This window comes from Aurantimonas sp. E1-2-R+4, assembly GCF_036549515.1.
Lineage (GTDB): Bacteria > Pseudomonadota > Alphaproteobacteria > Rhizobiales > Rhizobiaceae > Aurantimonas > Aurantimonas coralicida_A.
In genome coordinates this window covers 1-24,354 of sequence record NZ_JAZHLK010000056.1, presented here as the reverse complement: position 1 = coordinate 24,354, position 24,354 = coordinate 1, and the positions used below count along the sequence as shown (strand labels likewise).

Here is a 24,354-nt window from a genome sequence, read left to right as displayed (position 1 = left end):
TCATCGACGCTTGCTGCGACGCCTGGAACCGCGCAACCAAAGATCCCAAGCGCATCCAATCCCTCTGCAACTATCCCTATATCAAAGCGGTGAGTTCATGAGCGCGACGGTATGACACGACACGTCGAAAAACGTTTCGGTGACCTTGGCCGTTCGGCTATCCGAGGCGCCAGCGTCAGGGTGGCGCTCGATCTATTGCTGGAAGCGGTGAGAGATCAACCGGCCTGCTGAGAATCGGCCGGGCGGGTATCGAAACCGTAGACTGCGTCGGCGCGCTCCTCGAATGCCTTGGCGAACCGCCGAAAGGCAAAGTCGAACATCGATCCCATTAAAAGGCCGAGCGTCCGACTCTTGAACTCGTATTCGATGAAGAAATTGACGTCACAGCCGCCGTCGCTGGCTGCCTCGAAGGTCCAACGATTGTCGAGATAGCGGAACGGCCCGTCGACATATTTGACATCGATCCGGCGTTCGGCGGGCTTGAGTAGAACCTGCGTCGAGAAGGTTTCCCGAACCATCTTGTAGGCGACCGTCATGTCGGCCACGAGCAAGGTCTTGCCGTCTTTCTCCCGTCGGGAGCGCACGACCAACTGCTGGCAGAGCGGCAGGAATTCCGGATATTTTTCGACATCCGCGACGAGCGCGAACATTTCGTCTGGGCTATGGCGCACATGGCGCGTCGTCTCAAACTTTGCCATGGTTCCGCAATATTAGGCTGCGGCCTCGCGGGCAAGGCGCGCCGCTTTGAGCCGGTCGAAATCTTCGCCGGCATGATGCGACGAGCGGGTCAGCGGGCTGGACGCGACCACGAGGAAGCCTTTCGCCAGCGCCACGGTCTCAAAGGACGTGAACTCTTCCGGAGTAACAAAGCGCATCACTGCGTGGTGCTTCTTGGTCGGCTGCAGATATTGCCCGATGGTGAGGAAATCGACGTCGGCCGTCCTCAGATCGTCCATCAATTGCAGCACTTCGTTCCGCTCCTCGCCGAGACCGACCATGATGCCGGATTTGGTGAACATCGTCGGATCGAGTTCCTTGACCCGCTGCAAGAGGCGGATCGAATGGAAGTAGCGGGCTCCAGGCCGAACCGTCAGATAGTTCGACGGCACCGTTTCCAGATTGTGGTTGAAGACGTCGGGCTTGGCGGCCACCACCGCTTCGAGCGCGCCCGGCTTGCGCAGGAAATCTGGCGTCAGGATCTCGATCGTCGTTCCCGGCGCGATGGCGCGGATCGCGCGGATCGTCTTGACGAAGTGTTCCGCGCCGCCGTCGGGCAGATCGTCGCGGTCGACCGAGGTGATAACGACGTGGGCCAGCCCCATCGCAGCCACGGCACGTCCGACACTCTCCGGTTCGCTTTGGTCAAGCGCCTTAGGCAGTCCGGTGGCAACGTTGCAGAAGGCGCAGGCACGGGTGCAAATCCCGCCCATGATCATGAAGCTCGCGTGCTTCTTTTCCCAGCAGCCGCCGATATTGGGACAGCCGGCTTCCTCGCAAACCGTCACCAGATTATTGGAACGGGTGATTTCGCGGGTTTCGTAATAGCCCTTAGACACCGGCGCCTTGACGCGAATCCAGTCCGGCTTCTTCAGACTGGCCGTCTGATCCGGACGATGGGCTTTTTCGGGATGCCGCGGCCGGGGAGTCTCCCCGGCCGGCCGGCGATTATCGAGCACGGTGACCATGCGACTTACTTAGCCTCGCCTCGGCACCGTTGCAACGCGCCGAAGCGCTTGGCTGCTATGTGCGACCGCGAACCGCGCGGAAGATGAAGATCAACAAGCAGGCGCCGATGAAGCCCACGATCAGATAGGAGAACGAGAACGACGCGCCTGCCTGGAAATCGACCAGCCCCGTGAGTCCGAGGATCAGGTTCAGGACGATGGCGCCAACGATCCCGAGAATAATATTCATGAAGAGACCCATGTCGCTCTTCATGACCTTTTCGGTCAACCAACCAGCGATGCCGCCGACGATAATTGCTGCAAGCCAACTCATACGAATCTCCATCAAGATTTTTGTTTTGATAAAGATAGGGCGAATTGATCTTTGCCAAGCTCACCGTTGCATTTTTTGTGATCGGCGATGATCGGCCCGGGATTTTCCGGGTTCCGCAGCGCCGAGAGGCCGCTTTCTTGCCGACAATGCGGAGTCGATCGCGAACGTCGTGATCCGCTGCCGCAGACGAAGCGACTTTGGAATTGGGCCAAGCCTGCGTCTCACATGTGGATAACCTTGCCATAGGCATCGAGGACACTCTCGTGCATCATTTCCGACAGGGTCGGATGCGGGAAGACGGAGTGCATCAGCTCTTCCTCGGTGGTCTCGAGGCCCATGGCGATGACGAAGCCCTGGATGAGTTCGGTCACCTCCGCGCCGACCATGTGCGCACCGAGCAACTCGCCGGTCTTGGCGTCGAACACGGTCTTCACCAGCCCCTCGGGCTCGCCCAGCGCGATCGCCTTGCCGTTGCCCTTGAAGTTAAAGCGCCCGACCTTGACTTCGCGGCCGGCCTCCTTGGCCTTGGCTTCCGTCAGGCCCACCGAGGCGACCTGCGGCTGGCAATAGGTGCAGCCGGGGATCTGCGTCGTCTTCATGGGGTGGACATCCATCCCCTTGATCTTCTCGACGCAGATCGTCCCCTCATGCTCGGCCTTGTGGGCCAGCATCGGCGGTCCGGCCACATCGCCGATGGCATAGATGCCCTCGACATTGGTCCGGCCAAAGCCATCGATCTTGACCACGCCCCGCTCGATCGCCACGCCGGCCTCCTCAAGCCCAAGACCCTCGATGTTGCACTGGACGCCGACGGCCGAAATCAGCCGCTCGGCCTTCAGAATCTCGGTCTTGCTCCCCTTGGCTTCGACGGTCACCTCGACACCCTGCCCGGATTTCGTCACCTTCGAAACCTTGGCGTCGGTCAGAATCTTGAGGCCCTGCTTCTCCAGTTGCTTGCGGGCGACGCCCGCGATCTCGGCATCCTCGACCGGCATGATCTGCGGCAGCAGTTCGACGACCGTCACCTCGGCGCCCATCGTGCGGTAGAAGGAGGCGAATTCGATGCCGATCGCGCCCGAGCCCATGACGATGAGCGATTTGGGCATCGACGCTGGCTTCATCGCCTCGAAATAGGTCCAGATGCGATCGCCGTCCGGCTCGATGCCCGGCAGAACGCGCGGCCGCGCGCCGGTGGCGACGATCACGTGCTTGGCCTTGTAGGCCCCCTCCCCGAGCACGCCCTTCGGTACCGGGTTCTGCGGCTCCACCGCCGGCTTCTTCATCTTGCCGACCGACACCTCGACAGAGGCGCCCTTCCCGGCCTTGGTGATCTTCGCTTCGCCCCAGATGACGTCGATCTTGTTCTTCTTCATAAGATAGCCGACGCCGCCGTTGAGCTGCGCCGAAACGCCGCGCGAGCGCTTGACCACGGCGGCGATATCGAAACCGGGCTTGGCGATCGTCAGTCCGTAGTCCTTGGCGTTTTCGGCATAGTGGAAGATCTCCGCCGAACGCAGGAGCGCCTTTGTCGGGATGCAGCCCCAGTTGAGGCAGATGCCGCCGAGGTGCTCGCGCTCCACGACGGCAGTCTTGAACCCGAGTTGGGCCGCCCGGATCGCCGCGACGTAGCCGCCGGGTCCGCCGCCGATGATCAGGATGTCGTAGGTATCAGCCATTGGTCGTCTCCTCGGCCGGACGGGCGGAGTGAAACTCCTTGTCGGCTTCGTTCAGTATCGCTCTCACCGGCTCGACCAGTTCCTCGCCGAGAGCGCGGGTGTGCGCGGCGGAAAGATGCACTCCGTCCAATTCAGTCGTCTCGCAGACCTCGGACGCATCGAAGAAAGCGCAGCCATATTCTTCCGCCACCTTGGTAAAGGCCGAGCGGAAATGCTGCGATTCCTCGACGCCATGGCCGAATAGCAAGGCGAAGTCGGGCTCCATCGTTTCGCAGAACATGGGCGGGGCGACGATCAGGATTTGCGGCGCCGCATAGCCACGCTGATAAGGGAACCCTTGGACAATCTCGACCAGCCGCTCCATGCCCTGGCGTGACTCGAACACCCTGCCTCCACCGGTGTGGCGCTTGAGGTCGTTTGTTCCCAGCATGAGGATGACGAGATCGAGTGGCTGATGCGCGCCGAGCGCGGTGGCGATCGTCTTCACCCCATTGCGCTCGGCCATCACCATCTGGTCGTCGAACACCGTTGTACGGCCGTTCAGGGCGTCGGTGATGACCACGACATCATCGCCGAGCGCTTTGGTCAGGACATTCGGCCAGCGGTCCTCGAAGGCGTGCCGCAATCCGGTTTCGGAGTCGTAGCCCCAGGTCAGCGAGTCGCCGTAGCACAGTACCGTCTTCATCAAACCATTGTCTCCGCCCTCTACCGTCCGTCCAGCAATTTCGTTACGTCTTCCAGGCTGCGCACGTCCGGTGTCAGCTCGACAGGTGTCTCGGAGCGCTCGGACAGTCGAAAGATATCCCCGCGTGCCGAATCGAGGACGCGTTCGGCGATGATGGCCGTCTGCTCGCACATCACGAGAGTGTTCGTCTGGCTCGGTCCGATCGTTTCAGGAGGATAGCTCAGGCAAAGTTCGACGCCGTCCAAACTCCAATCCGCAGCGACGATCTTGGCGCCCAGGCTCGACGACCACACCGAAGCGGAGCCGCCGGGCGCGAGATATTCGACCTGCACGGAAGGATCCTCGGGACCGTCCCCCCCGTAAAGTAGCGTCATGTCGATGAAATCGAACGTGCCGGATTCACTCGCGCCGCCTGCCACGGCCGCCGTCATCTCGAAAACCCCGATCAGACACCCCAAGGCTAAGACCAGTGCGCCCCGACGGCCTCGTATGCCATGGGAGGATGGGATGTGCATCGCCTCAAACCAGCATCGACATCGGGTTTTCGATCAGCTGCTTGAACGCCCCGATCAACTCAGCGCCCAACGCTCCGTCGACCGCCCGGTGATCGGTGGACAGCGTCGCGCTCATCACCGTTGCCACCATGACGGCGCCGTTCTTCACCACCGCCCGTTGCTCACCGGCCCCCACAGCCAGGATCGTCGCGTGCGGCGGGTTGATGACCGCGGCAAAGTCCTTGATGCCGAACATGCCGAGATTGGACACCGCCGTGGTGCCGCCCTGGTACTCTTCCGGCTTCAGTTTGCGCGTACGAGCGCGCTTGGCCAGATCCTTCATCTCGTTGGAAATCGCAGAGAGGGTCTTTTCCTCCGCCCGCCTGATGATCGGCGTGATCAGGCCGCCCTCGATCGACACCGCGACGCCGACATCGGCATGCTTGTGCTGGAGCATCGCCGCCTCGGTCCAGGAAACGTTGGCCGTCGGAACGGCCTTGAGGGCCAGCGCCATCGCCTTGATGATCATGTCGTTGACCGACAGCTTATAGGCGGGACGGTCGCCGGCTTCGCCCCTGATCGTCGGCGCGGCGTCGTTGAGCTGTTTGCGCAGCGCCAGCAGCGCGTCGAGTTCGCAGTCGATCGTCAGATAGAAATGCGGGATCGTCGTCTTCGCCTCGACGAGGCGTTTGGCGATGGTCTTGCGCATGCCGTCGTGCGGCACCTTTTCGTAGGAGCCTTCTTCGAAGAGTTTGAGGATGGACTCGTCGCTGGTGGCCTTGGCCATCGGAGCAGCCGCCGGCTGCGCGGCCGCCGCGCCCGTTTCTGCCGGAGCCGCCTTCCTGGCGCCGCCCTTGGCCGCGGCTTCCACGTCGGTCTTCACGACCCGGCCACGCGGGCCGGAGCCTTCGACGGTGCCAATATCCATGCCGGCGTCCTTGGCTAGCCGCCGCGCCAGCGGCGAGGCGAAAACGCGCTCGCCCTTGGCGCCATTGGAAGCCGCTGGCTCGCCCCCACCCTGCGCCCGACTGTCGGCGCGCATCGCAGCGTCTTTCGCATCGGCCTCAGAACCCGTGACCGCCGCGTCGGCCTGCGGATCGGCTTTGATCGCGCCGGCCTGTCCATTGCCTTGAGACGCCTTCTCACCACTCGCAGCGCCCCCGCCCGCCGCGGCGTCCTCGGCGCTCTCGCCGTCGGCGGCGAGGATGGCGATGATCTCGTTGACCTTGACGCCCTCGGTGCCGGCCGCGACGACAATCTTGGCGACAGTGCCCTCGTCGACGGCCTCGACCTCCATCGTCGCCTTGTCGGTCTCGATCTCGGCGATGATGTCGCCGGAAGACACCTGGTCGCCCTCCTTGACCAGCCATTTGGCGAGGTTGCCCTCTTCCATGGTCGGTGAAAGCGCGGGCATCGTCACGTTGATCGGCATCCGGAACGTCTCCTCAATGGCCCTTACGCCGGGCGTCGTGTTCTTGTGCGTGGGCTGCCAGCTTGGCGACATGCGCCGACCAGCCATTACGGTGGTCGAGCAGCAGCGTGGCGCGCTCGGCTTCCGGCGCCGCTTGCCAGCCCTGATGTTCGATCGTGACGCGGGTGCCGCTCCCCCGCTGTTCAAGCGTGACTGAGACCACGGTGTCGAAGTCCCAGTCCTCGTCGGCCCAAACCATGACGAAGCCGCGTGGGGGATGATAGGCCGTGACCTTCGCGCGCGTGGTCCGTTGCCGTCCCGACGGATCTTTCCAGGGTTCCAGGAAGCGACCGCCGTGCTTTGGCTCGAATTCCAGCTCCTCGCGCCACCAAGTCTTGAAACATTCGGGCTCGGTCAGGCAGTCCCACACCGCGGCCGGCGAGACATCGACATCCTGGATGATCACGAGGCTATCGCCAGCCTCGTTCGATCCGATATTCGCGGTCTCGCCGTGCATCGCGTCAATCCCGATAAGTGACGGACTTGACCGCGTTGATCACTTCCTTGACCGACGGCAGTGCCAGTTTTTCCAGATTGGCCGCATAAGGCATCGGCACATCCTTGCCGCAGACCTTAAGAACCGGCGCGTCGAGATGGTCGAAGGCGCGGACCATCAGCTCGGACGCGATGTGCGAGCCGATCGAGCCCTGCGGCCAGCCCTCTTCCACCGTGACGCAGCGATTGGTCTTCTTCACCGAGCGAATGACGGTCTCGATGTCCATCGGCCGGATGGTGCGCAGATCGATGATCTCGGCGTCGATCCCCTCCTTGGCCAATTCTTCGGCCGCCTTGATTGCATAGGTCATGCCGATGCTGAAGGAGACGATGGTGACGTCGGCGCCCTTCCTGTGGATGCGCGCCTTGCCGATCGGCACGGTCCAGTCGTCGATCTTCGGAATGTCGAAAGACTGGCCGTAGAGGATTTCGTTCTCGAGGAAAATCACCGGATTGGGATCGCGGATCGCCGATTTCAGAAGTCCCTTGGCGTCCGCGGCCGTGTAGGGCTGCACCACCTTGAGGCCAGGTATATGGCTATACCAGGCCGCGTAGTCCTGACTGTGCTGGGCGGCGACGCGCGCAGCCGCGCCGTTCGGCCCACGGAAGACGATCGGGCAGCCCATCTGGCCACCGGCCATGTACAGCGTCTTGGCCGCCGAATTGATGATCTGGTCGATCGCCTGCATGGCGAAGTTGAAGGTCATGAACTCGACGATCGGCCGCAACCCCGCGAAAGCGGCGCCGACGCCGAGACCGGCAAAGCCGTGCTCGGTGATCGGCGTATCGACGACGCGACGCGCGCCGAATTCGTCGAGCAACCCCTGGGTGATCTTGTAAGCGCCCTGATACTCTGCGACCTCCTCGCCCATGACGAAGACGGTCTCGTCGCGGCGCAGCTCCTCGGCCATCGCGTCGCGCAACGCTTCGCGCACCGTCGTCGCCACCATTTCGGTGCCTTCGGGAATCTCCTGGCCGAACCCGCCGGTATCGTCCTCCAGCTCGGGATGGACCTTGCCCTCGGCCGGCACGCGCCGTGCCGCCATGCTGTCACCCTTCGCCTCGGCTGCCGGCTCGCTTGCCTTGGCTTCGCCAGCTTCGGATTCGGCGCCGGCACCCTGATTGGTGCTCTTCGCCCCGCCGCCGGACGGCGTGCCTTCGAGCGCACTCGCGTCCTCGCCATCGAGCAGCAACAGCGCGATCGGCGTATTGACCTTCACGCCCTCGGTGCCGGCTTCGATCAGGATCTTGCCGAGCTTGCCCTCATCGACGGCTTCTACCTCCATGGTCGCCTTGTCGGTTTCGATCTCGGCGATCACATCGCCCGGCGCGACGGCGTCGCCTTCCTGCTTGATCCATTTGGCCAGATTGCCCTCTTCCATGGTCGGGGACAGGGCGGGCATCAAAATTTCGGTCGGCATCGTCGGTCCCCTTACTCGGCCGTCTGCGGAATTTCATCCGCGTAGATATCGGTCCACAGTTCGGAGATGTCCGGCTCCGGATCATTCTGGGCGAAATCCGCCGCGTCGGCCACAATCTCCCGGACCTCCTTGTCGATGGCTTTCACATCGTCATCGGACATGGCGTGGTCTTCCGTGAGCCGACGCTTGACCTGCTCGATCGGATCGGACTCCGATCGCATCTTCTGGACCTCGTCGCGGGTGCGGTATTTCGCCGGATCGGACATGGAGTGGCCGCGATAGCGATAGGTCATCATCTCCAGGATGATCGGCCCGTCGCCCTTGCGGCAATGTTCGACCGCAAGATCGCCCGCTGCCTTCACGGCGCGTACGTCCATTCCGTCAACCTGAATGCCCGGAATCTTGAAGGACAGACCGCGATGAGCGAAGTTGGTCTCGGCCGAGGCGCGGTTGACCGAGGTTCCCATCGCGTAGCGATTGTTCTCGATGACGTAGATCACCGGCAGCTTCCACAGCGAGGCCATGTTGAAGCTCTCATAGACTTGGCCCTGGTTGGCCGCGCCATCGCCGAAATAGGTCACCGCGACCGCGTCCGTGCCGTTGTAGCGGTTGGCAAAGCCAAGCCCGGTGCCGATCGAGACCTGCGCACCAACGATGCCGTGACCGCCGAAGAAGTTCTTCTCCTTCGAGAACATGTGCATCGAGCCACCCTTGCCCTTGGAATAGCCGCTGCGACGCCCGGTCAACTCGGCCATAACACCGCGCGCTTCCATGCCGGTGGCGAGCATATGGCCATGATCGCGATAGCCTGTGACGACCTGATCGCCCTCCTTCAAGGCCATTTGCATGCCGACGACTACCGCCTCCTGACCGATGTAGAGATGGCAGAAGCCGCCGATGAAACCCATGCCGTAGAGTTGCCCGGCCTTTTCCTCGAAGCGGCGAATCAGCAGCATGTCGCGATAGGCTTGGAGCTCGCCGTCCTTGGAGAAGGACGCCGGCTTGGGCGGTTCGAAATGCTGAAGCGTCTTGACGATTTCGGCGGACGAATCCGCTGGCACGCCCTTTTGCGGACCGCTCGCTCCGCCGGCGTCTTTTGCCGTGGGGGATTTCTTCTGCCTGGCCGCCATGCTGCCTCCCGGTCTTGACCTGCCGACATGCGGCCACAAATCCTGATGGGAGTATAGACGGAGCGCAGCCGTCATCAAGCGACGCAGAACCGTTTAACGGATTCACCGTTTAATTGCCGTCATGCAGCAAATTAACGGAAAACCTGTTAATTAACAGCCTTACTGTGCATATCTCTGTAGAGCCATGGCTGAATGGGGGATCCTACGGCCCCTTGCAGGGCACCGCCGGGCGTCGTTTGGCCGGCCGGATTCGCGGCCGGTCAGCGAAGAATGACGATCTCGTCGTCGGTGGTCACGTTGAGCGCCCGGCGTGCTCGCTCGTCGATCATGTCGCGCTCGAGCGTTCCGTCGTGGAGGAGCTGGACTCGCTGCTCGAGCCGTTCGCGAACTTCAGTCACTTCGTCGATCTTGGCACCACGTTCGGCCAGCTCCCGGCTCAATGCCGCCTTTGCCTCCAGGCTATAGCGTCCGCTTTGGGCATGGATCGCGAAATACGCCAGAAAGCTGACCGTGATCGCCGGCACGATCAAGCGGCCGATATGGCTCTGTCGCTTTTGGATGGTACGCATCTTGGCTCCTTGCCGCCATCATCGCAGGCCTCGCTTAAGAGAGCGTAAACCAAGTCCCGACCGCGGCTGGTCCAGATACGGATTGCCGTCGCTGTTTTCGCCTGTGTCCGGCGCCCTAGGTTCCACCGTCCGAGCAACGGACAATTGGACGATGGACCGAACGGATCATGAGGGCGTCGAGGGCAAGCAGGGGGCATCCGACAAGCCCCGGCATGCGAAAGACGCGACCGAACAACGGCTCGAGGACGAAGGCTCGCCGCTGAGCCATAGCGAGCGGCATCAAATCGAGGACAGGCTGAAATTGCGGCCGGTCGCCGTCTACGAGTTGGTTCGCCAGGAAGGCGAAGACGAACTGTCGCGCCCGACCAGCAGCCTTTGGTGGTCGGGCCTCGCGGCCGGGCTGTCGATCGGCTTTTCGGTCTTTGCGCAAGCGGCGATCCGCGCCAACCTGCCCGATACGGACTGGCGCCCGCTGATCGATTCCTGGGGCTACGCGGTCGGCTTCCTGATCGTCATTCTCGGACGTCAGCAGCTGTTCACCGAAATCACCCTGACGGCGACGCTGCCTGTCCTGGCTCGGCCGAGCTGGCGCGGCCACCTGGCGATCGCCCGCCTCTGGCTCATCGTTTTTGCCGCCAACATGGTGGGAACGACCATCTTTGGCGCGGCGATCGCCTTTGATGTCCTTAATTTGCCGGACATCGCCAAGGCCGCGATCGAAATTTCGCAGGAAGCCATGGAACCGGGTTTCGGTCATACACTGCTGCGCGGAATTGCCGCAGGCTGGCTGATGGCGACGGTGGTCTGGCTATTGCCGTCGGCGGATAAATCCAGCTTCCTGGTGATCGCACTCCTGACCTATCTCATCGCGTTGTTTCACCTGTCTCATGTGGTGGCGGGATCAGTCGAGGCGATGGCCCTAGTCTTTTCCGGTCACCTGTCGTTCGTCGATGCGGTCACTGGATTCTATGTCCCGGCCCTCATCGGCAACATCCTGGGCGGCGCCACGCTGTTCGCGCTGATCAGCTATGGTCAGGTCGCCGAGGAGCTGGACGAGAAGAAAAGATAAAAAAACGGCACCGGCGGACCTTGCCCGCCGGTGCCGATCTGGCCGTCCTGGAGGCGGCAGGCGGTTCAGCCGCGCCGGCGCAAGATCGAGCGACCGGCATAGACGCCCTGATCGCCCAATTCCTCCTCGATCCGCAGCAGCTGGTTGTACTTGGCGAGCCGGTCCGAACGCGCCAGCGATCCGGTCTTGATCTGCCCGCAATTGGTCGCGACCGCCAGGTCGGCGATGGTCGAATCCTCGGTCTCGCCGGAGCGGTGCGACATCACCGCGCTATAGCCGGCGCGATGGGCGACGCTGACGGCGTCGAGCGTCTCCGACAAGGTTCCGATCTGATTCACCTTCACGAGGATCGAATTGGCGACGCCCTTGTCGATCCCCTCGCGCAGGCGCTCGGAATTGGTCACGAAGAGATCGTCGCCGACGAGTTGGACCGTCTCGCCGATCTGGCCCGTCAGGGCCTTCCAGCCGCTCCAGTCGTCCTCGCCCATGCCGTCCTCGATCGAGATGATCGGATAGGCGTCCGCGAGTTCGGCGAGATAGGCCGCCATGTCGGTAGGTGAGAGTTTCCGCCCCTCGCCTTCCAGATCGTAGACGTCGTTCTTGAAGAACTCCGTCGCGGCGCAATCGAGCGCCAGGAACATGTCCTCGCCCGGCTTATAGCCGGCCTTCTCGATCGCCTTCATGACGAAGTCGAGCCCGTCCTTGGCCGAGGCCAGGCCCGGCGCGAAGCCGCCCTCGTCGCCGACATTGGTATTGTGGCCGGCGTCCTTGAGCATCTTCTTGAGGGTGTGGAACACCTCCGCGCCCATCCGCAGCGCCTCGCCGAAGCGCTCCGCGCCGACCGGCATGATCATGAATTCCTGGAAGTCGATCGGGTTGTCGGCATGGGCGCCGCCATTGATGATGTTCATCATCGGCACCGGCAGGACATGAGCCGAGGCACCGCCGACATAGCGATAGAGCGGCAGGCCGGAGGCATCAGCCGCGGCCTTGGCGACGGCGAGCGAGACGCCGAGGATGGCGTTGGCACCGAGCCGGCTCTTGTTTTTGGTTCCGTCGAGGGAGCGCATCGCCGCGTCGATGCGCATCTGGTCCTCGGCCTCGAGACCACCGATCGCCTCGAGGATTTCCCCGTTCACCGCCGCGACCGCCTTTTCGACGCCCTTGCCGAGATAGCGCGACCCGCCGTCGCGCAGCTCTACCGCCTCGTGGGCGCCGGTCGAAGCGCCCGAGGGAACCCCCGCCCGTCCCATCGAGCCGTCTTCGAGGAGGACGTCGACCTCGACCGTCGGATTGCCCCGGCTGTCGAGTATTTCACGTCCGATGATATCGATGATGGCGGTCATGGGCCCACTCCAGTTGCTAGGTCGCTTTGGAGGGCTTTTAGACCAAGGCAGCGCGGGCGTGAACCGTTTTCCCGCCGGTCTTAGCCGAAGGCCTTCGCCACCGCGTCGAGCGCCTGCAACCGCTTCAGCAAGTCCGGCATTCGATCGAGCGGCACCATGTTCGGCCCGTCCGATGGGGCGTTGTCCGGGTCCTCATGGGTCTCGATGAACAGCCCGGCGACACCGACCGCGACAGCCGCCCGTGCCAGGGTCTCGACGAAGCGGCGGTCGCCGCCCGATGAGCCGCCCTGCCCGCCCGGCTGCTGCACCGAATGGGTCGCGTCGAAGATCACCGGCGCGCCCATCTCCGCCATGATCGGCAGCGCCCGAAAATCCGACACCAGCGTATTGTAGCCGAAGGAGACGCCGCGCTCGGTCAGGAGCACGTTCGGATTGCCGCTGTCGGTCACCTTCGTAAGGACGTTCTTCATGTCCCAGGGCGCCAGGAACTGGCCCTTCTTGATATTGACGACGCGGCCGGTCTTCGCCGCGGCGATCAACAGATCGGTCTGGCGGCAGAGAAACGCCGGGATCTGCAGGATATCGCACACCGCGCCGGCTTCGCGGCACTGCTCCTCGGTATGGACGTCGGTCAACACCGGCAGGCCGAAGGTACGGGCGATCTCCTCGAACACCGGCAGGGCTTCGGACAGCCCGATGCCGCGCTTGCCGGCGAGGCTGGTGCGGTTCGCCTTGTCGAAGCTCGCCTTGAAGACGTAGCCGATGCCGAGATCGCCGGTGATCTTTTTCATCGTCTCGGCGATCATCAGCGCGTGGTCGCGGCTTTCCATCTGGCAGGGGCCGGCGATCAACGCGACTGGCAGAGTCTGCGAGAAACGGACGCCCTTGGCGGAGACGGTACTGTTGGGTGCGGTCATGCGGGCGATTCCTCGAATGCGATGAAGCCGCCGTCCTTGCCGAACGGGACGACGAGGCGGTCGCCGGTCATCTCGGACGAATGGCCGCCGGCGGCAAGACAGGCACGGGTTGCGGCCATGTCCGCGACGTTCAGCACAATGCCGCAAACACGTAGTTCGCCCGACACGTTCTGCTTCACCCCATAGTCTTCGACCAATAACGCGTCGGAAAGGACATGGAGCGTGGTGTTGGCGAGTTCGAAACATAGCCCCCCATGACTGCCTTCGTCCGCGCGAGAATCCGACACGGTCGCCAGCAGTTCGCGTGATTTGTCTGGCGGACAGTCCGACAGGACGATGCGCGCAAGACCGGACACACCATTCGGGTGTCGGGTCAGTGTGGAGCGGTCCGGCGCCTTAGTATGCAGTGGCTGGCAGAAGAAGAAGTGGACATGCGAGTCGGGTTCGGCGCAGGCGAAGGCTAGGCGGAACGACACCGACGCATCCTCGCCTGCGGGTGTCCGAAAATTCCGCGAAAACTCGACCAGTTCGGCCTCGGCAAGCCGCTTCTCTGCCAGCGCGGCCCGGTCGCCCAGCGCGTCGGCCGAGCGAAAGGCGATGGCCGAGATCGACGGCAAGCCATGGCGGGACCGAAAGCCGGCATCGCGCGCGACGAATAGGTTGCCCGCGGACTTCGCGGCTTCGTAGGCCGCCGGGTCGGCGATCGCCAGCGGCTCGAGATAGGTGCCGTCGGCAAAGAACACGCAAGCGTTGCCGGTTCCGAAGGGATGGACGGCATCGGGCGCGACGGTGAAGCCGAGCGCCGTGAAGAGACGGCGGGCCTCGTCCAGGGACTCGAACGGAAGGACGACGTGATCGAGGGCCCGCCCCGCGCGGTCGTCGCGAATTCCGCCGGTCACACCAGCCGGCTCTGCTCGACCGCCGCGGCGATGAAGCTGGCGAACAGCGGGTGCGGCTCGAACGGCCGGGATTTCAGTTCCGGGTGGTACTGCACGCCGATGAACCAGGGATGGTCGGCCAGTTCCACCGTCTCCGGCAGAAGGCCGTCAGGCGACATGCCGGCGAAGCTCATACCGGCCGCTTCCAGCGCTTCGCGGTAGGCGCGGTTGACCTCGTAGCGGTGACGGTGCCGCTCCTCGATATCGGTGTCGCCGTAGATCGCGGCGATTCTGGAGCCGCTCTTGAGGCTCGCCTTGTAGGAGCCGAGCCGCATGGTGCCGCCAAGGTCACCCTGGGCGGCGCGCTGTTCCAGTTCGTTGCCCTTCAGCCATTCGGTCATCAGGCCGACGACCGGCTCGCTCGTCTCACCGAATTCGGTCGAGCCCGCCTTCTCGATCCCGGCCAAGGTCCGCGCGGCCTCGATCACCGCCATCTGCATGCCGAAGCAGATGCCGAAATACGGCACGCCTCGTTCGCGCGCGAAGCGGGCGGCGGCGATCTTGCCCTCCGCCCCGCGCTCGCCGAACCCGCCGGGCACCAGGATGCCGTTCACCCGCTCCAGATAGGGGGCCGGATCCTCCTCTTCGAAAACCTCCGCCTCGATCCAGTCGAGCTTGACGCGGACCCGGTTGGCGATGCCGCCGTGCTGCAGCGCCTCGATCAGGGATTTGTAAGCGTCCTTCAAGCCGGTGTATTTGCCGACGACGGCAATAGTCACCTCGCCCTCGGGATTGCGAATCCCGTCGACGACCTGATGCCAGCGCTGCAATTGCGGTTTCGGCGCCGGATCGATGCCGAATGCAGCGAGCACTTCCGTGTCCAGCCCTTCGTGGTGATAGGCGATCGGCACGTCGTAGATCGTGGCGACATCGAGCGCCTGGATGACCGCCGTTTCCCGAACATTGCAGAACAGGCTCATCTTGCGCCGTTCCTCGGCCGGGATCGGCCGGTCGGCGCGCACCAGCAAGATGTCCGGCTGAATGCCGATGGCGCGCAGCTCGCGCACCGAATGCTGGGTCGGTTTGGTCTTCAGTTCACCAGCCGTCGGGATGTACGGCATCAGCGTCAGGTGGACATAGACCGCGCCGCCGCGCGGCAGGTCGTTGCCGAGCTGCCGGATCGCCTCGAAGAACGGCAGCGCCTCGATATCGCCGACCGTGCCGCCGATCTCGCACAGCACGAAATCGAAGTCCTCGTTGCCGTCGAGAACGAATTCCTTGATGGCGTCGGTGACGTGGGGAATGACCTGGACCGTGGCGCCGAGATAGTCGCCGCGCCGTTCCTTGGCGATGATATCCTGGTAGATTCGGCCAGTGGTGATGTTGTCCATCCGGTTAGCCGATCGCCCGGTAAAACGCTCGTAATGGCCGAGATCGAGATCGGTCTCGGCGCCGTCGTCGGTTACGAACACCTCGCCGTGCTGGGTCGGGCTCATCGTGCCGGGATCGACATTCAGATAGGGATCGAGCTTGCGCAGCCGCACCCGGTAGCCGCGGGCCTGCAACAGCGCGCCGAGCGCCGCCGATGCAATTCCTTTACCGAGTGAGGAGACCACGCCGCCGGTGATGAAGATATATCGCGCCATGGGCTTTCCCGATATCTCGACCGGTCTGATTCTGCCAGTCACTTTTCGACCATGCCGAAACTGGACGGGGCGCCCGAAGGCGCCCCGATGATGACGACCGCAAACGGTGCGTGAATGCTACTGGGCGGTTCCGGACGGCGACGTGCCGCTCTCGACCGGCCGTTCGACACCAGCCGGCGGTGCCTCCACCGGCGGAACCGTCGGGTCCTCGGCGGCATTCGGCGCAGTGGGAGCCGGATTGGCGGGAATCTGCGGCGCCGGGGTGGCAGCCGACGTGGAAGCGTCTTCGGCCGGAGCCGACTGCGGCACGGCCGTTTCGGTGGTGTTCTCCGGCATCGATGGTGCGGCGCTCGGTGCGTTTGGATCCGATGGCGTCACGTCCGTTGCGGCGGCGTCCGCCTGCGGCGCCTGATCGGCGTTGCCGGACACTCCCTCCTGCTCCGGCAGTGCGCCCAGCTGATCCAATAGGCTGCCGCCTTGATCCGCGCCGCCCTGAGTGGTCGGCAAGCGATCGAGAATGTCAGTCGGCTGGCCGCCATAACGGGCGAGAATCCCAAGCGACAGGGAGGTCAGGAAAAAGGCCGCCGCCAGAATGCCGGTCGTGCGGGTCAGCGCATTGGCGGCGCCACGGGCCGACATCAAGCCGCCGCCACCGCCGCCGATACCGAGGGCGCCGCCCTCGGATCGTTGCAACAGCACTACGATGACGAGCGCGATGACGATCATCAAGTGGATGACGATAAGAATGGTTTCCATTGGACTTTCGCAGCGCGTCGATTTTAGGAATTGCGCGCCTTCTACAGAAGCGCGGCCGGCTTTCCAACCGGTTTCGGTGTTTCACCGCCATTTTGATCAGGAAACGACGACGGCCTCGCATATCGCGATAAAGTCGGACGCCTTCAAGCTCGCGCCGCCGACAAGCGCCCCATCGACATTGTCGACAGCCAGAAGCTCGGCCGCGTTCGCAGGTTTGACAGATCCACCGTAAAGGATTCGCACAGCCGAGGCGACAGCTTCGCCAAAGCGATCCGACAGGGTCTTGCGAATGAAATCGTGAACCTGTTTCACGTCGGCGACCGTCGGCGTGCGTCCGGTTCCGATCGCCCAGACAGGCTCGTAGGCGACGACCGCGGTCTCGCCGGTCAATCCGTCCGGTAGAGAGCCGGCCAGTTGCGCCCCGAGGACCTCCAGCGTCTGGTCGGCCTCGCGTTCCGCCTCGGTCTCGCCCACGCAGATCACCGCGACCAGCCCCGCCTTCATGGCCGCTTCCGCTTTTGCGCGAACCAGCGCGTCCGATTCGCCGTGATCGGCGCGGCGTTCCGAATGACCGACGATGACGTAACGCGCCCCGATATCCTTCAGCATCGCGGCGGAGATGTCGCCGGTGTGGGCACCGCTTTCCGCCGGATGGCAGTCCTGCCCTCCGACCGCGACATTCTCACCCAGGACCCCGCGACTGGCGGACAGGATCGTCGCCGGCGGACAGATCAGCAGGTCGCGGCGGTCGGCGAGCCCGTGGCCGGCAGCGTCCGCGATGCTCTTCAGTTCCGTCAATGCCGACAACTGCCCGTTCATCTTCCAGTTACCCGCGATCAGTGGCCGTGGCTTCATGTCGACATTTACTCCCTGGAGCGGTGCGCGGAGGGCGCGGACCTGATGGCGCATACCTATCATCGTCGGTCGGCAATATGCGAGGGAGCCGAGAAATCAATCGTCCAGCCTGCTTGCGCCCGCCCCGCGCTGTTTCCTATTAAGGCCTGAGAACGATGGATGCCCTGCTTCGCTTCGCCGTCGCGAAGGTCGAGCGGGCGAAGGGAGACGACGATGCTCAATACACTGCGAGGCAGCATTTCCGGGTGGACCGCGAAAATCCTCCTTGCCCTGCTCGTCGTCAGCTTCGCCGCCTGGGGGATTGGCGACGTATTTCGCGGCGATACGGCGACGACGGTGCTGACAGCTGGCAAGACCGAGGTTTCGCTGGAGGATTACGCTCTGGCCTACAACCGAGCCCAAGCCCGTCTGACCCAGCAGATCGGCCGCCGTCCGACCGCGGAAGAGTCCCAATTGTTCGGCATCGACCAAGGCGTCCTCAGCCAGCTCGTCGCCGGCGCCATGCTCGACGAACAGGGTCGTCGCATCGGCCTTGGCCTGTCGGAGGAGCGTCTGGCGCGTCTGATCGCGGACGACCCCTCGTTTCAGGACGCCTCGGGAAATTTCTCGCGCAATGCGTTTCAGGCGGTCCTTTCCAACGCCCGTATCCGGGAGCGCGACTATATCCGCAGCCAGGAAGACGCCGCCATTCGCAGCCAGATCGTCGAGGCGATTTCGCAGGGCGGCAATACGCCCGTAACGTTCGAAACGGCGCTGGGCCTCTACAATGGCGAGCGCCGGACGGTCGATTATATCAGCATGTCCCCCTCGACGGTGCCACCGGTCGCCGATGCGTCGGACGACGTGCTGACGGCCTATTTCGAGGAGAACAAGGCGAAATACGCCGCGCCCGAATATCGCTCCCTCGCGTACGCCACGCTGACGCCGGAAGTGCTGAGTGATCCGGCGACGATCACCGACGAGCAGGTGAAGGCGGACTACGAGCAGAGCAAGGAGCGCTATACCACACCGGAGCGGCGCCAGGTCCAGCAGATCGTCTTCGCCGACAAGGCTGCCGCCGACACAGCCAAGGCCAAGCTGGACGGCGGTGCCAGCTTCGAAGAGGTCGCCAAGCAGGCCGGACGGACCGTCGAAGACACCGACCTCGGCTTGGTATCCAAATCTGAAATTCCCGACGCGAAGATCTCCGACGCGGCGTTTTCCCTGGGCGAAGGGGCGATATCAGACGTTGTGGCCGGCGCCTTCGGCCCGGCGATCCTGCGCGTTTCAAAAATCCAGCCGGTGGGTGTGAGTCCGCTCGACGAGGTCTCGGACGAGATTCGCAAGGCTCTGGCGCTCGTCGCGGCGAACGACACCGCCGCAAGCGCCTACAATGCCTTCGAGGATACGCGCGCCGGTGGCGCCAGCTTCGCCGAGGCGGCCAAGGCCGCGGGCATTGCGGCCGAAACCGTTCCGGCGGTCGACAGCCAGGGCAACGGTCCCGACGGCGCGCCGGTAGCGGAGCTTCCGGCGGCGAAGGAGCTTCTGGCCGGCGCCTTCGAGACCGAGCCGGGATTCGACAATGTGCCGATCAACTTCGAATCGAACAGCTATGTCTTCTACGACGTCGTCAGTATCGACCCGGCGCGCGACCGCACATTCGACGAGGCACGCGACCGCGTGCTCGCCGACTGGAAAAACGATGAGACCCAGCGACTCTTGAGCGAGCGAGCCAATATTTTGAAGGCCGAACTCGAGAGCGGCAAGAGCATGGACGAGGTGGCGACGGAAGCGGGCCTTAGCAAGCAGACGGCGGCGTCGATCACGCGGCAGTCCGGCGCGGCCGTTCTGGGTCAGGTCGGCGTCGCCGCGGCGTTCTCCGGCGGCGATGGAACGATCGCCACGGCGCGCGGCCGCGAGTCCGGCTCACAGGTCGTCCTGAAGGTTACCGAAATCGCTTCTCCCGCCGATCCGGCCGCGAACGTCGCGGCGGAGGAGCGCCAGCAGTTGAAGGGTATCTTCGAAAACGATCTCCTGCAGAGCTACGTGACACTCCTGCAAAACGACACGCCGCTCAGCGTCAGTCCGGCCGCCATCGAAAACGCCAAGGCGATCGTCCGGTGAGCCAAAGTCTGAAACCCTTCATCGCCAAGGTCGCGGATGGTCAGTCCCTGACGCGATCCGAGGCGGAGGCCGCCTTCGCGGTGATGATGTCCGGCGAAGCGACGCCCTCGCAGATCGGCGGCTTCCTGATGGCGCTCCGCGTGCGCGGCGAGACCGTCGACGAGATGGCGGGTGCCGTCTCGGTCATGCGCGCTAACATGTCGCGGGTCGCGGCGCCGCCGGACGCCATCGACATCGTCGGCACGGGCGGTGATCACGCCGGCACGCTGAACGTTTCGACATGCTCGGCCTTCGTCCTCGCCGGGTGCGGTCTCGTCGTCGCCAAGCACGGCAACCGGGCTCTGTCCTCGAAATCTGGGGCGGCGGACGTGCTGGCCGCGCTCGGGGTCGACGTCGACCTGAAGCCGGATGCGATCTCGCGGGTGCTCGCCGATGCCGGCCTCTGCTTCATGTTCGCTCCGACGCATCACGCCGCGATGCGCTTCGTCGGTCCCAGCCGGGTCGAGCTCGGCACCCGGACGATCTTCAACCTGCTCGGGCCGATGTCGAACCCGGCGGGCGTGAAGAAGCTGCTGGTCGGAGTGTTCTCGCCGCAATGGCTGCTGCCGCTGGCGGAGACGCTGCGCGAATTGGGCACCGAATCCGCCTGGGTCGTGCATGGTGACGGGCTCGACGAAATGACCGTTTCGGGGACGACTGCGGTCGCGGTGCTCGAGGGGAACGAAATTCGCACCTTCAGCGTCGAGCCGGAGGACGCCGGGTTGCGGCGTTCGCCCCTTGCCGGAATCAAGGGCGGCGATGCGGCGGCAAACGCCGCGGCGCTGACCGCAGTGCTCGGCGGCGCGAAAAACGCCTACCGCGACATCGTCTTGCTCAATAGTGCCGGCGCCCTGATGATGGCCGGCAAGGCTGAGGATATTCGCGGCGGCGTCGCAATGGCAGCCGATGCGATCGACAGCGGCCTGGCGCGTGCCGCCCTGGAGCGCCTGGCGGCAGCAACGCGCAAGTTCGGCGAGGCGTCCGCATGAGCGATATCCTGCAGCGGATCGAAGCCTACAAGCGCGAGGAGATCACCGCTGCCAAACAGCGCGTGCCGCTCGCCGATCTCGAAGCCTCGATCGATCCCTCGGATGCCCCGCGCGGCTTTACGAAAGCGATCCGGGCAAAGCACGCGGCGGGTGGCCTGGCACTCATTGCCGAGATGAAGAAGGCCAGTCCCTCGAAGGGCGTGATCCGCGAGGATTTCGATCCGCCTGCTCTCGCTGCGGCGTATGAGCGCGGGGGCGCGACATGCCTCAGCGTCCTCACCGATACGCCCTCGTTTCAGGGTGCGCCCGCCTATCTGACGGCGGCTCGTGCGGCGACCGCGCTGCCGGCGCTGCGCAAGGATTTCCTGTTCGACACCTATCAGGTGGCCGAAGCGCGCGCCTGGGGCGCGGACGCGATTCTGATCATCATGGCCGCCGTCGATGATGCACTGGCCCGCGATCTCGAAGCCGCTGCCGAACACTACGGCCTCGACATCCTGGTCGAGATCCATGACGAAGCCGAAGCCGAGCGTGCGCTGAAGCTCCGCACGCCGCTGATCGGCATCAACAATCGCAATCTGCGGACCTTCGAGACCAGCTTGGCCACGGCCGAGCGGCTGGCGGCCTTGGTACCGGACGACCGGATTCTCATCGGCGAGAGCGGCATTTTCACCCATGCCGACTGCCTGCGCCTCGCCGATCGGGGGATCCGCACCGTTCTCGTCGGGGAAAGCCTGATGCGCCAGTCTGATGTGGAGGCGGCGACGCGCGTGCTGCTTGGCGCCACCCGCCAACCGGGGGCCTCGTCATGAGCGACACCAAGCAATCCGGGCTCACCCATCTCGACGCCGCCGGCGCTGCCTCAATGGTCGATGTCGGCGACAAGGCCGACAGCGTTCGGGTCGCAGAAGCCGAGGGTTTCGTCGCCATGCAGCCGGCGACGCTGGACCTGATTCTTGCCGGCGAAGCCAAGAAGGGCGACGTGATCGGGATTGCGCGGATCGCCGGAATTATGGCGGCCAAGCGCACGCACGAGCTGATTCCGCTTTGCCATCCGCTGATGCTTGAGAAGATTGGCGTCGAGATAACGCCGGATGCGACCCTGCCTGGTCTGCGCGTCACGGCGCTGGCCAAGGTCAGCGGCAAGACGGGCGTGGAAATGGAGGCGCTCACGGCGGTCTCTGTGGCCTGTCTGACGATTTACGACATGGCCAAGGCCGTGGACCGCTCGATGCGCGTGTCCGGCATCCGGCTGCTGTCGAAGTCCGGCGGCCGTTCCGGCGACTTCACGGCGGCCGCGTCGTGAGTCTGCTTCCCGTCGAGGAAGCCTATCGACGATTGGTGGGGAGCGCGGTGCCGCTCACCCGCACCGAACAGTTGCCGTTGCTTCAAGCAGCTGGACGCGTTCTTGCCGAGGACGTCCTGGCCCGCCGCACCCAGCCGTCCTTCGATGCCTCGGCCATGGATGGCTACGCCGTCCGCGCTGAGGATGCGCAGTCGCCGTTCGAGGTCCTGCGGGTCGTCGGCGAATCCGCCGCCGGGCGCGCCTTCGACGGTCAGGTGGGACGCGGAGAAGCGGCGCGAATCTTCACCGGGGCGCCGGTGCCGCAAGGTGCTGATGCGATCCTGATCCAGGAAGACGCCCGCGTTGAAGACGACGGCACCGTGCGGCCGACGGTTTCGCTTGAACCCGGCCAATTCATCCGGGCAGCCGGTATCGATTTCGCTGCGGGCGAGACGTTGTTGACCCGCGGCGCCCTGCTCACGCCCGGCGCCATCGCGCTTGCGGCGAGCTGCGGCTACCCCGCGCTGACGGTGCTGGCGCGGCCGAAGGTGGCCATCCTCGCAACCGGCGACGAACTCGTGCTGCCCGGCGAGCCGCTCGGTCCCTCGCAGTTGGTCGCCTCCAACCCGTTCGGCGTCGCGGCGATGGTGGTAGCCGCCGGCGGCGATGCGATCGACTGCGGGATCGCCGGCGACGACGTCGCCACAATAGACGCGCGCCTGAGCGATTCCATCCGGGACCGGGCGGATGTCTTCGTCACGATCGGCGGGGCGTCGGTTGGCGATCACGATCTGGTCGGCAAGGTGTTCGCCAACCGCGGCGTCGGACTCGACTTCTGGAAGGTCGCGATGCGCCCCGGCAAGCCATTGATGGCGGGGCGGCTCGGCGATCTGACGATCGTCGGACTGCCGGGCAATCCGGCCTCCTCCATGGTCGCGGCGAGGTTGTTCCTGGTTCCATTGGTGCGCCGGTTGGCAGGCCTTCCCGATCGCCAGCTCTACCGGCATGGGCTGCTCGGTGCGCCGATGCCTGAAAATGGCCTGCGGACCGACTTCGTCCGGTCGCGGCTGGAGGTTCGAGAAGACGGCGTCATCCGGGTCATTCCGCTGCCCCTCCAGGATTCCTCCCTCCTGTCCACCTACGCGCAGGCCGACGCGCTGCTCGTGCGGGCTCCTTCGGCGGCTCCGGCCAGTGCGGGCGAGGCTTGCCGCTACGTTGTGCTCGACGAATGGAAGGGTCTTGCGGAACACAACTAGAACAGATAGGTTTGTTCAGGTTTTGTTTTAGGGAGTCGCCTCGATGCTGACACGCAAGCAGCACGACCTTTTGTCGTTCATTCACGAACGGCTGAGGGATAGCGGGGTGCCTCCCTCCTTCGACGAGATGAAGGACGCGCTGGAGCTTCGCTCAAAATCCGGCATTCATCGCCTGATTACCGCGCTTGAGGAGCGGGGCTTCATTCGGCGCCTGCCCAATCGCGCGCGAGCGCTGGAGATCCTCAAGCTGCCCGAAGCGATGCAGAAGGACCGCCCTGCCCCCGTCGGCCACGCCGGGTTTACGCCGAGCGTGATCGAAGGAAGCCGCGACGCGGCACGCAAGACGTCTGAGCCGATTTCCCGACGCGCGACGACGAGACCGCCTGAACCGGCCACAGTCTCGATTCCGGTCATGGGCCGGATCGCGGCGGGCGTTCCCATTTCGGCGATCCAGCACACCACCCATTCCCTCGCCGTGCCGCCGGATATGCTTGGCGGCGGCGAGCATTATGCGCTGGAAGTCAAGGGCGATTCGATGATCGAAGCCGGAATCCTCGACGGCGACACGGTGGTGATTCGCCGCGCCGACACAGCGACGCCCGGGGAGATCGTTGTCGCGCTGGTCGACGAGGAGGAAGCGACGCTGAAGCGGTTTCGCCGGCGCGGCAATACGATTGCGCTGGAGGCTGCCAATCCGGCTTATGAAACGCGGATCTTCGGCTCCGAGCGGGTCAAGGTTCAGGGCCGGCTGGTCGGGCTCATCCGCAAATACTGAAGGCCGGACCGACAGTTGGCAACCGATCCCGCGGAGCCAACTTTTCGACCTGTGCCAGCTGCTGCTTGAGCCGCGAACCAGGCCGCGCCGCGCAGAGCCTTGACGGCGCCGCGAAGGAAGCGCGTGTGGATCGTTCCCGGGTCGGGGCGAGGTTTCGCGGTGTCCGGTTTGAATGGCCGCAGGGTGCCTTTCGATCATGTTCACCGGGTTTTCTTCTTGCCTCCCTTGCACCGGGCCCGTCGCGCAGGTATCTGCGTCCTCGGAGAGGTGGCCGAGTGGTCGAAGGCGCTCCCCTGCTAAGGGAGTATACGGGAGACCGTATCGAGGGTTCGAATCCCTTCCTCTCTGCCACAATCCGCATAAGTCTTTGACGCGGATCGAGTATTTCAGCCATCGCCGTTGGTAGCCGTAGACCCTGGTACAGAAACCTGGTCCAGACGGTTGATCATGCCCCGTTCGTTAAAGCGCGTCACGCGACGCGGCGATGTGTTCTATTTCCGT

The 24,354-nt window shown here is 64.2% G+C and carries 24 protein-coding genes and 1 tRNA gene; 8 read left to right on the top strand and 17 right to left on the bottom strand.

What is annotated here, in order from left to right:
• Positions 1 to 215: 215 nt before the first annotated feature.
• From VQ045_RS18660 to VQ045_RS18610, 11 genes are all read right to left on the bottom strand, one after another.
• Positions 216 to 698 carry a type II toxin-antitoxin system RatA family toxin gene (locus VQ045_RS18660; protein WP_327622094.1) on the bottom strand — a complete coding sequence of 161 codons (483 nt, stop codon included), beginning with the start codon at positions 696 to 698 and terminating at the stop codon, positions 216 to 218.
• A gap of 12 nt (positions 699 to 710) precedes the next feature.
• Positions 711 to 1,685: a lipoyl synthase gene (gene lipA / locus VQ045_RS18655; RefSeq protein ID WP_327650879.1), complete on the bottom strand. Its 975-nt coding sequence runs from the start codon at positions 1,683 to 1,685 to the stop codon at positions 711 to 713.
• 55 nt (positions 1,686 to 1,740) lie between these two features.
• Positions 1,741 to 2,010 carry a GlsB/YeaQ/YmgE family stress response membrane protein gene (locus VQ045_RS18650; protein WP_331831178.1) on the bottom strand — a complete coding sequence of 90 codons (270 nt, stop codon included), beginning with the start codon at positions 2,008 to 2,010 and terminating at the stop codon, positions 1,741 to 1,743.
• Between the two features lie 209 nt (positions 2,011 to 2,219).
• The gene (gene lpdA / locus VQ045_RS18645) at positions 2,220 to 3,674 is read right to left on the bottom strand and encodes a dihydrolipoyl dehydrogenase (protein ID WP_331831177.1); all 1,455 of its coding nucleotides are present in this window, start codon (positions 3,672 to 3,674) and stop codon (positions 2,220 to 2,222) included.
• Positions 3,667 to 4,359 (bottom strand): SGNH/GDSL hydrolase family protein, encoded by a 693-nt coding sequence (locus VQ045_RS18640; protein WP_331831176.1) that lies wholly within the window; start codon positions 4,357 to 4,359, stop codon positions 3,667 to 3,669. The genes lpdA and VQ045_RS18640 overlap by 8 nt, the downstream gene beginning before the upstream one ends.
• Positions 4,360 to 4,379: 20 nt before the next feature.
• Entirely contained in the window at positions 4,380 to 4,790 is a 411-nt protein-coding gene (locus VQ045_RS18635) for a hypothetical protein (RefSeq protein ID WP_331831175.1), read from the bottom strand.
• Positions 4,791 to 4,878: 88 nt separating this feature from the next.
• Complete coding sequence (locus VQ045_RS18630; protein WP_331831174.1) at positions 4,879 to 6,285, bottom strand: pyruvate dehydrogenase complex dihydrolipoamide acetyltransferase; 1,407 nt, start codon at positions 6,283 to 6,285, stop codon at positions 4,879 to 4,881.
• Between the two features lie 13 nt (positions 6,286 to 6,298).
• The gene (locus VQ045_RS18625) at positions 6,299 to 6,781 is read right to left on the bottom strand and encodes an SRPBCC family protein (protein WP_327622088.1); all 483 of its coding nucleotides are present in this window, start codon (positions 6,779 to 6,781) and stop codon (positions 6,299 to 6,301) included.
• 4 nt (positions 6,782 to 6,785) lie between these two features.
• Positions 6,786 to 8,240, bottom strand: coding sequence for a pyruvate dehydrogenase complex E1 component subunit beta (locus VQ045_RS18620; RefSeq protein WP_331831173.1), 1,455 nt, complete (start codon positions 8,238 to 8,240; stop codon positions 6,786 to 6,788).
• Between the two features lie 11 nt (positions 8,241 to 8,251).
• Positions 8,252 to 9,370, bottom strand: a complete 1,119-nt coding sequence (gene pdhA, locus VQ045_RS18615; RefSeq protein WP_331831172.1) for a pyruvate dehydrogenase (acetyl-transferring) E1 component subunit alpha — start codon at positions 9,368 to 9,370, stop codon at positions 8,252 to 8,254.
• A gap of 260 nt (positions 9,371 to 9,630) precedes the next feature.
• On the bottom strand, positions 9,631 to 9,894 hold the full coding sequence (locus tag VQ045_RS18610; protein WP_331831171.1) for an FtsB family cell division protein: 264 nt from the start codon (positions 9,892 to 9,894) through the stop codon (positions 9,631 to 9,633).
• Between VQ045_RS18610 and VQ045_RS18605 the strand changes: the two genes are divergently transcribed.
• On the top strand, positions 9,881 to 11,008 hold the full coding sequence (locus VQ045_RS18605; RefSeq protein WP_331831170.1) for a formate/nitrite transporter family protein: 1,128 nt from the start codon (positions 9,881 to 9,883) through the stop codon (positions 11,006 to 11,008). The two genes, VQ045_RS18610 and VQ045_RS18605, sit on opposite strands and share 14 nt — an antisense overlap.
• 65 nt (positions 11,009 to 11,073) lie before the next feature.
• Here VQ045_RS18605 and eno read toward each other — a convergent pair whose 3' ends face one another.
• The 6 genes from eno to tpiA form a co-directional block, all read right to left on the bottom strand.
• Positions 11,074 to 12,354 (bottom strand): phosphopyruvate hydratase, encoded by a 1,281-nt coding sequence (gene eno, locus VQ045_RS18600; RefSeq protein ID WP_331831169.1) that lies wholly within the window; start codon positions 12,352 to 12,354, stop codon positions 11,074 to 11,076.
• 80 nt (positions 12,355 to 12,434) lie between these two features.
• On the bottom strand, positions 12,435 to 13,271 hold the full coding sequence (gene kdsA, locus VQ045_RS18595; protein ID WP_331831168.1) for a 3-deoxy-8-phosphooctulonate synthase: 837 nt from the start codon (positions 13,269 to 13,271) through the stop codon (positions 12,435 to 12,437).
• Complete coding sequence (locus VQ045_RS18590) at positions 13,268 to 14,170, bottom strand: VOC family protein (RefSeq protein WP_331831167.1); 903 nt, start codon at positions 14,168 to 14,170, stop codon at positions 13,268 to 13,270. The genes kdsA and VQ045_RS18590 overlap by 4 nt, the downstream gene beginning before the upstream one ends.
• Positions 14,167 to 15,795, bottom strand: a complete 1,629-nt coding sequence (locus tag VQ045_RS18585; protein ID WP_327648635.1) for a CTP synthase — start codon at positions 15,793 to 15,795, stop codon at positions 14,167 to 14,169. Before VQ045_RS18585 ends, VQ045_RS18590 begins: the two co-directional genes overlap by 4 nt.
• Before the next feature lie 117 nt (positions 15,796 to 15,912).
• Positions 15,913 to 16,551, bottom strand: coding sequence for a preprotein translocase subunit SecG (gene secG / locus VQ045_RS18580; protein ID WP_331831166.1), 639 nt, complete (start codon positions 16,549 to 16,551; stop codon positions 15,913 to 15,915).
• Positions 16,552 to 16,647: 96 nt separating this feature from the next.
• The gene (gene tpiA / locus VQ045_RS18575; RefSeq protein WP_327622078.1) at positions 16,648 to 17,406 is read right to left on the bottom strand and encodes a triose-phosphate isomerase; all 759 of its coding nucleotides are present in this window, start codon (positions 17,404 to 17,406) and stop codon (positions 16,648 to 16,650) included.
• Between the two features lie 213 nt (positions 17,407 to 17,619).
• Between tpiA and VQ045_RS18570 the strand changes: the two genes are divergently transcribed.
• From VQ045_RS18570 to VQ045_RS18540, 7 genes are all read left to right on the top strand, one after another.
• Positions 17,620 to 19,509, top strand: a complete 1,890-nt coding sequence (locus VQ045_RS18570) for a peptidyl-prolyl cis-trans isomerase (RefSeq protein ID WP_331831165.1) — start codon at positions 17,620 to 17,622, stop codon at positions 19,507 to 19,509.
• Entirely contained in the window at positions 19,506 to 20,537 is a 1,032-nt protein-coding gene (gene trpD, locus VQ045_RS18565) for an anthranilate phosphoribosyltransferase (RefSeq protein ID WP_331831164.1), read from the top strand. The genes VQ045_RS18570 and trpD overlap by 4 nt, the downstream gene beginning before the upstream one ends.
• A complete protein-coding gene (trpC, locus tag VQ045_RS18560) occupies positions 20,534 to 21,349 on the top strand; it encodes an indole-3-glycerol phosphate synthase TrpC (RefSeq protein ID WP_331831163.1) in 816 nt (271 codons plus the stop codon). The genes trpD and trpC overlap by 4 nt, the downstream gene beginning before the upstream one ends.
• Positions 21,346 to 21,843: a cyclic pyranopterin monophosphate synthase MoaC gene (moaC, locus tag VQ045_RS18555; protein ID WP_331831162.1), complete on the top strand. Its 498-nt coding sequence runs from the start codon at positions 21,346 to 21,348 to the stop codon at positions 21,841 to 21,843. The genes trpC and moaC overlap by 4 nt, the downstream gene beginning before the upstream one ends.
• Positions 21,840 to 23,078, top strand: coding sequence for a molybdopterin molybdotransferase MoeA (locus VQ045_RS18550; protein WP_331831161.1), 1,239 nt, complete (start codon positions 21,840 to 21,842; stop codon positions 23,076 to 23,078). Before moaC ends, VQ045_RS18550 begins: the two co-directional genes overlap by 4 nt.
• A 43-nt stretch (positions 23,079 to 23,121) precedes the next feature.
• Positions 23,122 to 23,853, top strand: a complete 732-nt coding sequence (lexA, locus tag VQ045_RS18545) for a transcriptional repressor LexA (protein ID WP_327622072.1) — start codon at positions 23,122 to 23,124, stop codon at positions 23,851 to 23,853.
• Positions 23,854 to 24,114: 261 nt separating this feature from the next.
• Positions 24,115 to 24,204 (top strand) — tRNA-Ser (locus tag VQ045_RS18540).
• The last annotated feature ends 150 nt before the right edge of the window (positions 24,205 to 24,354 follow it).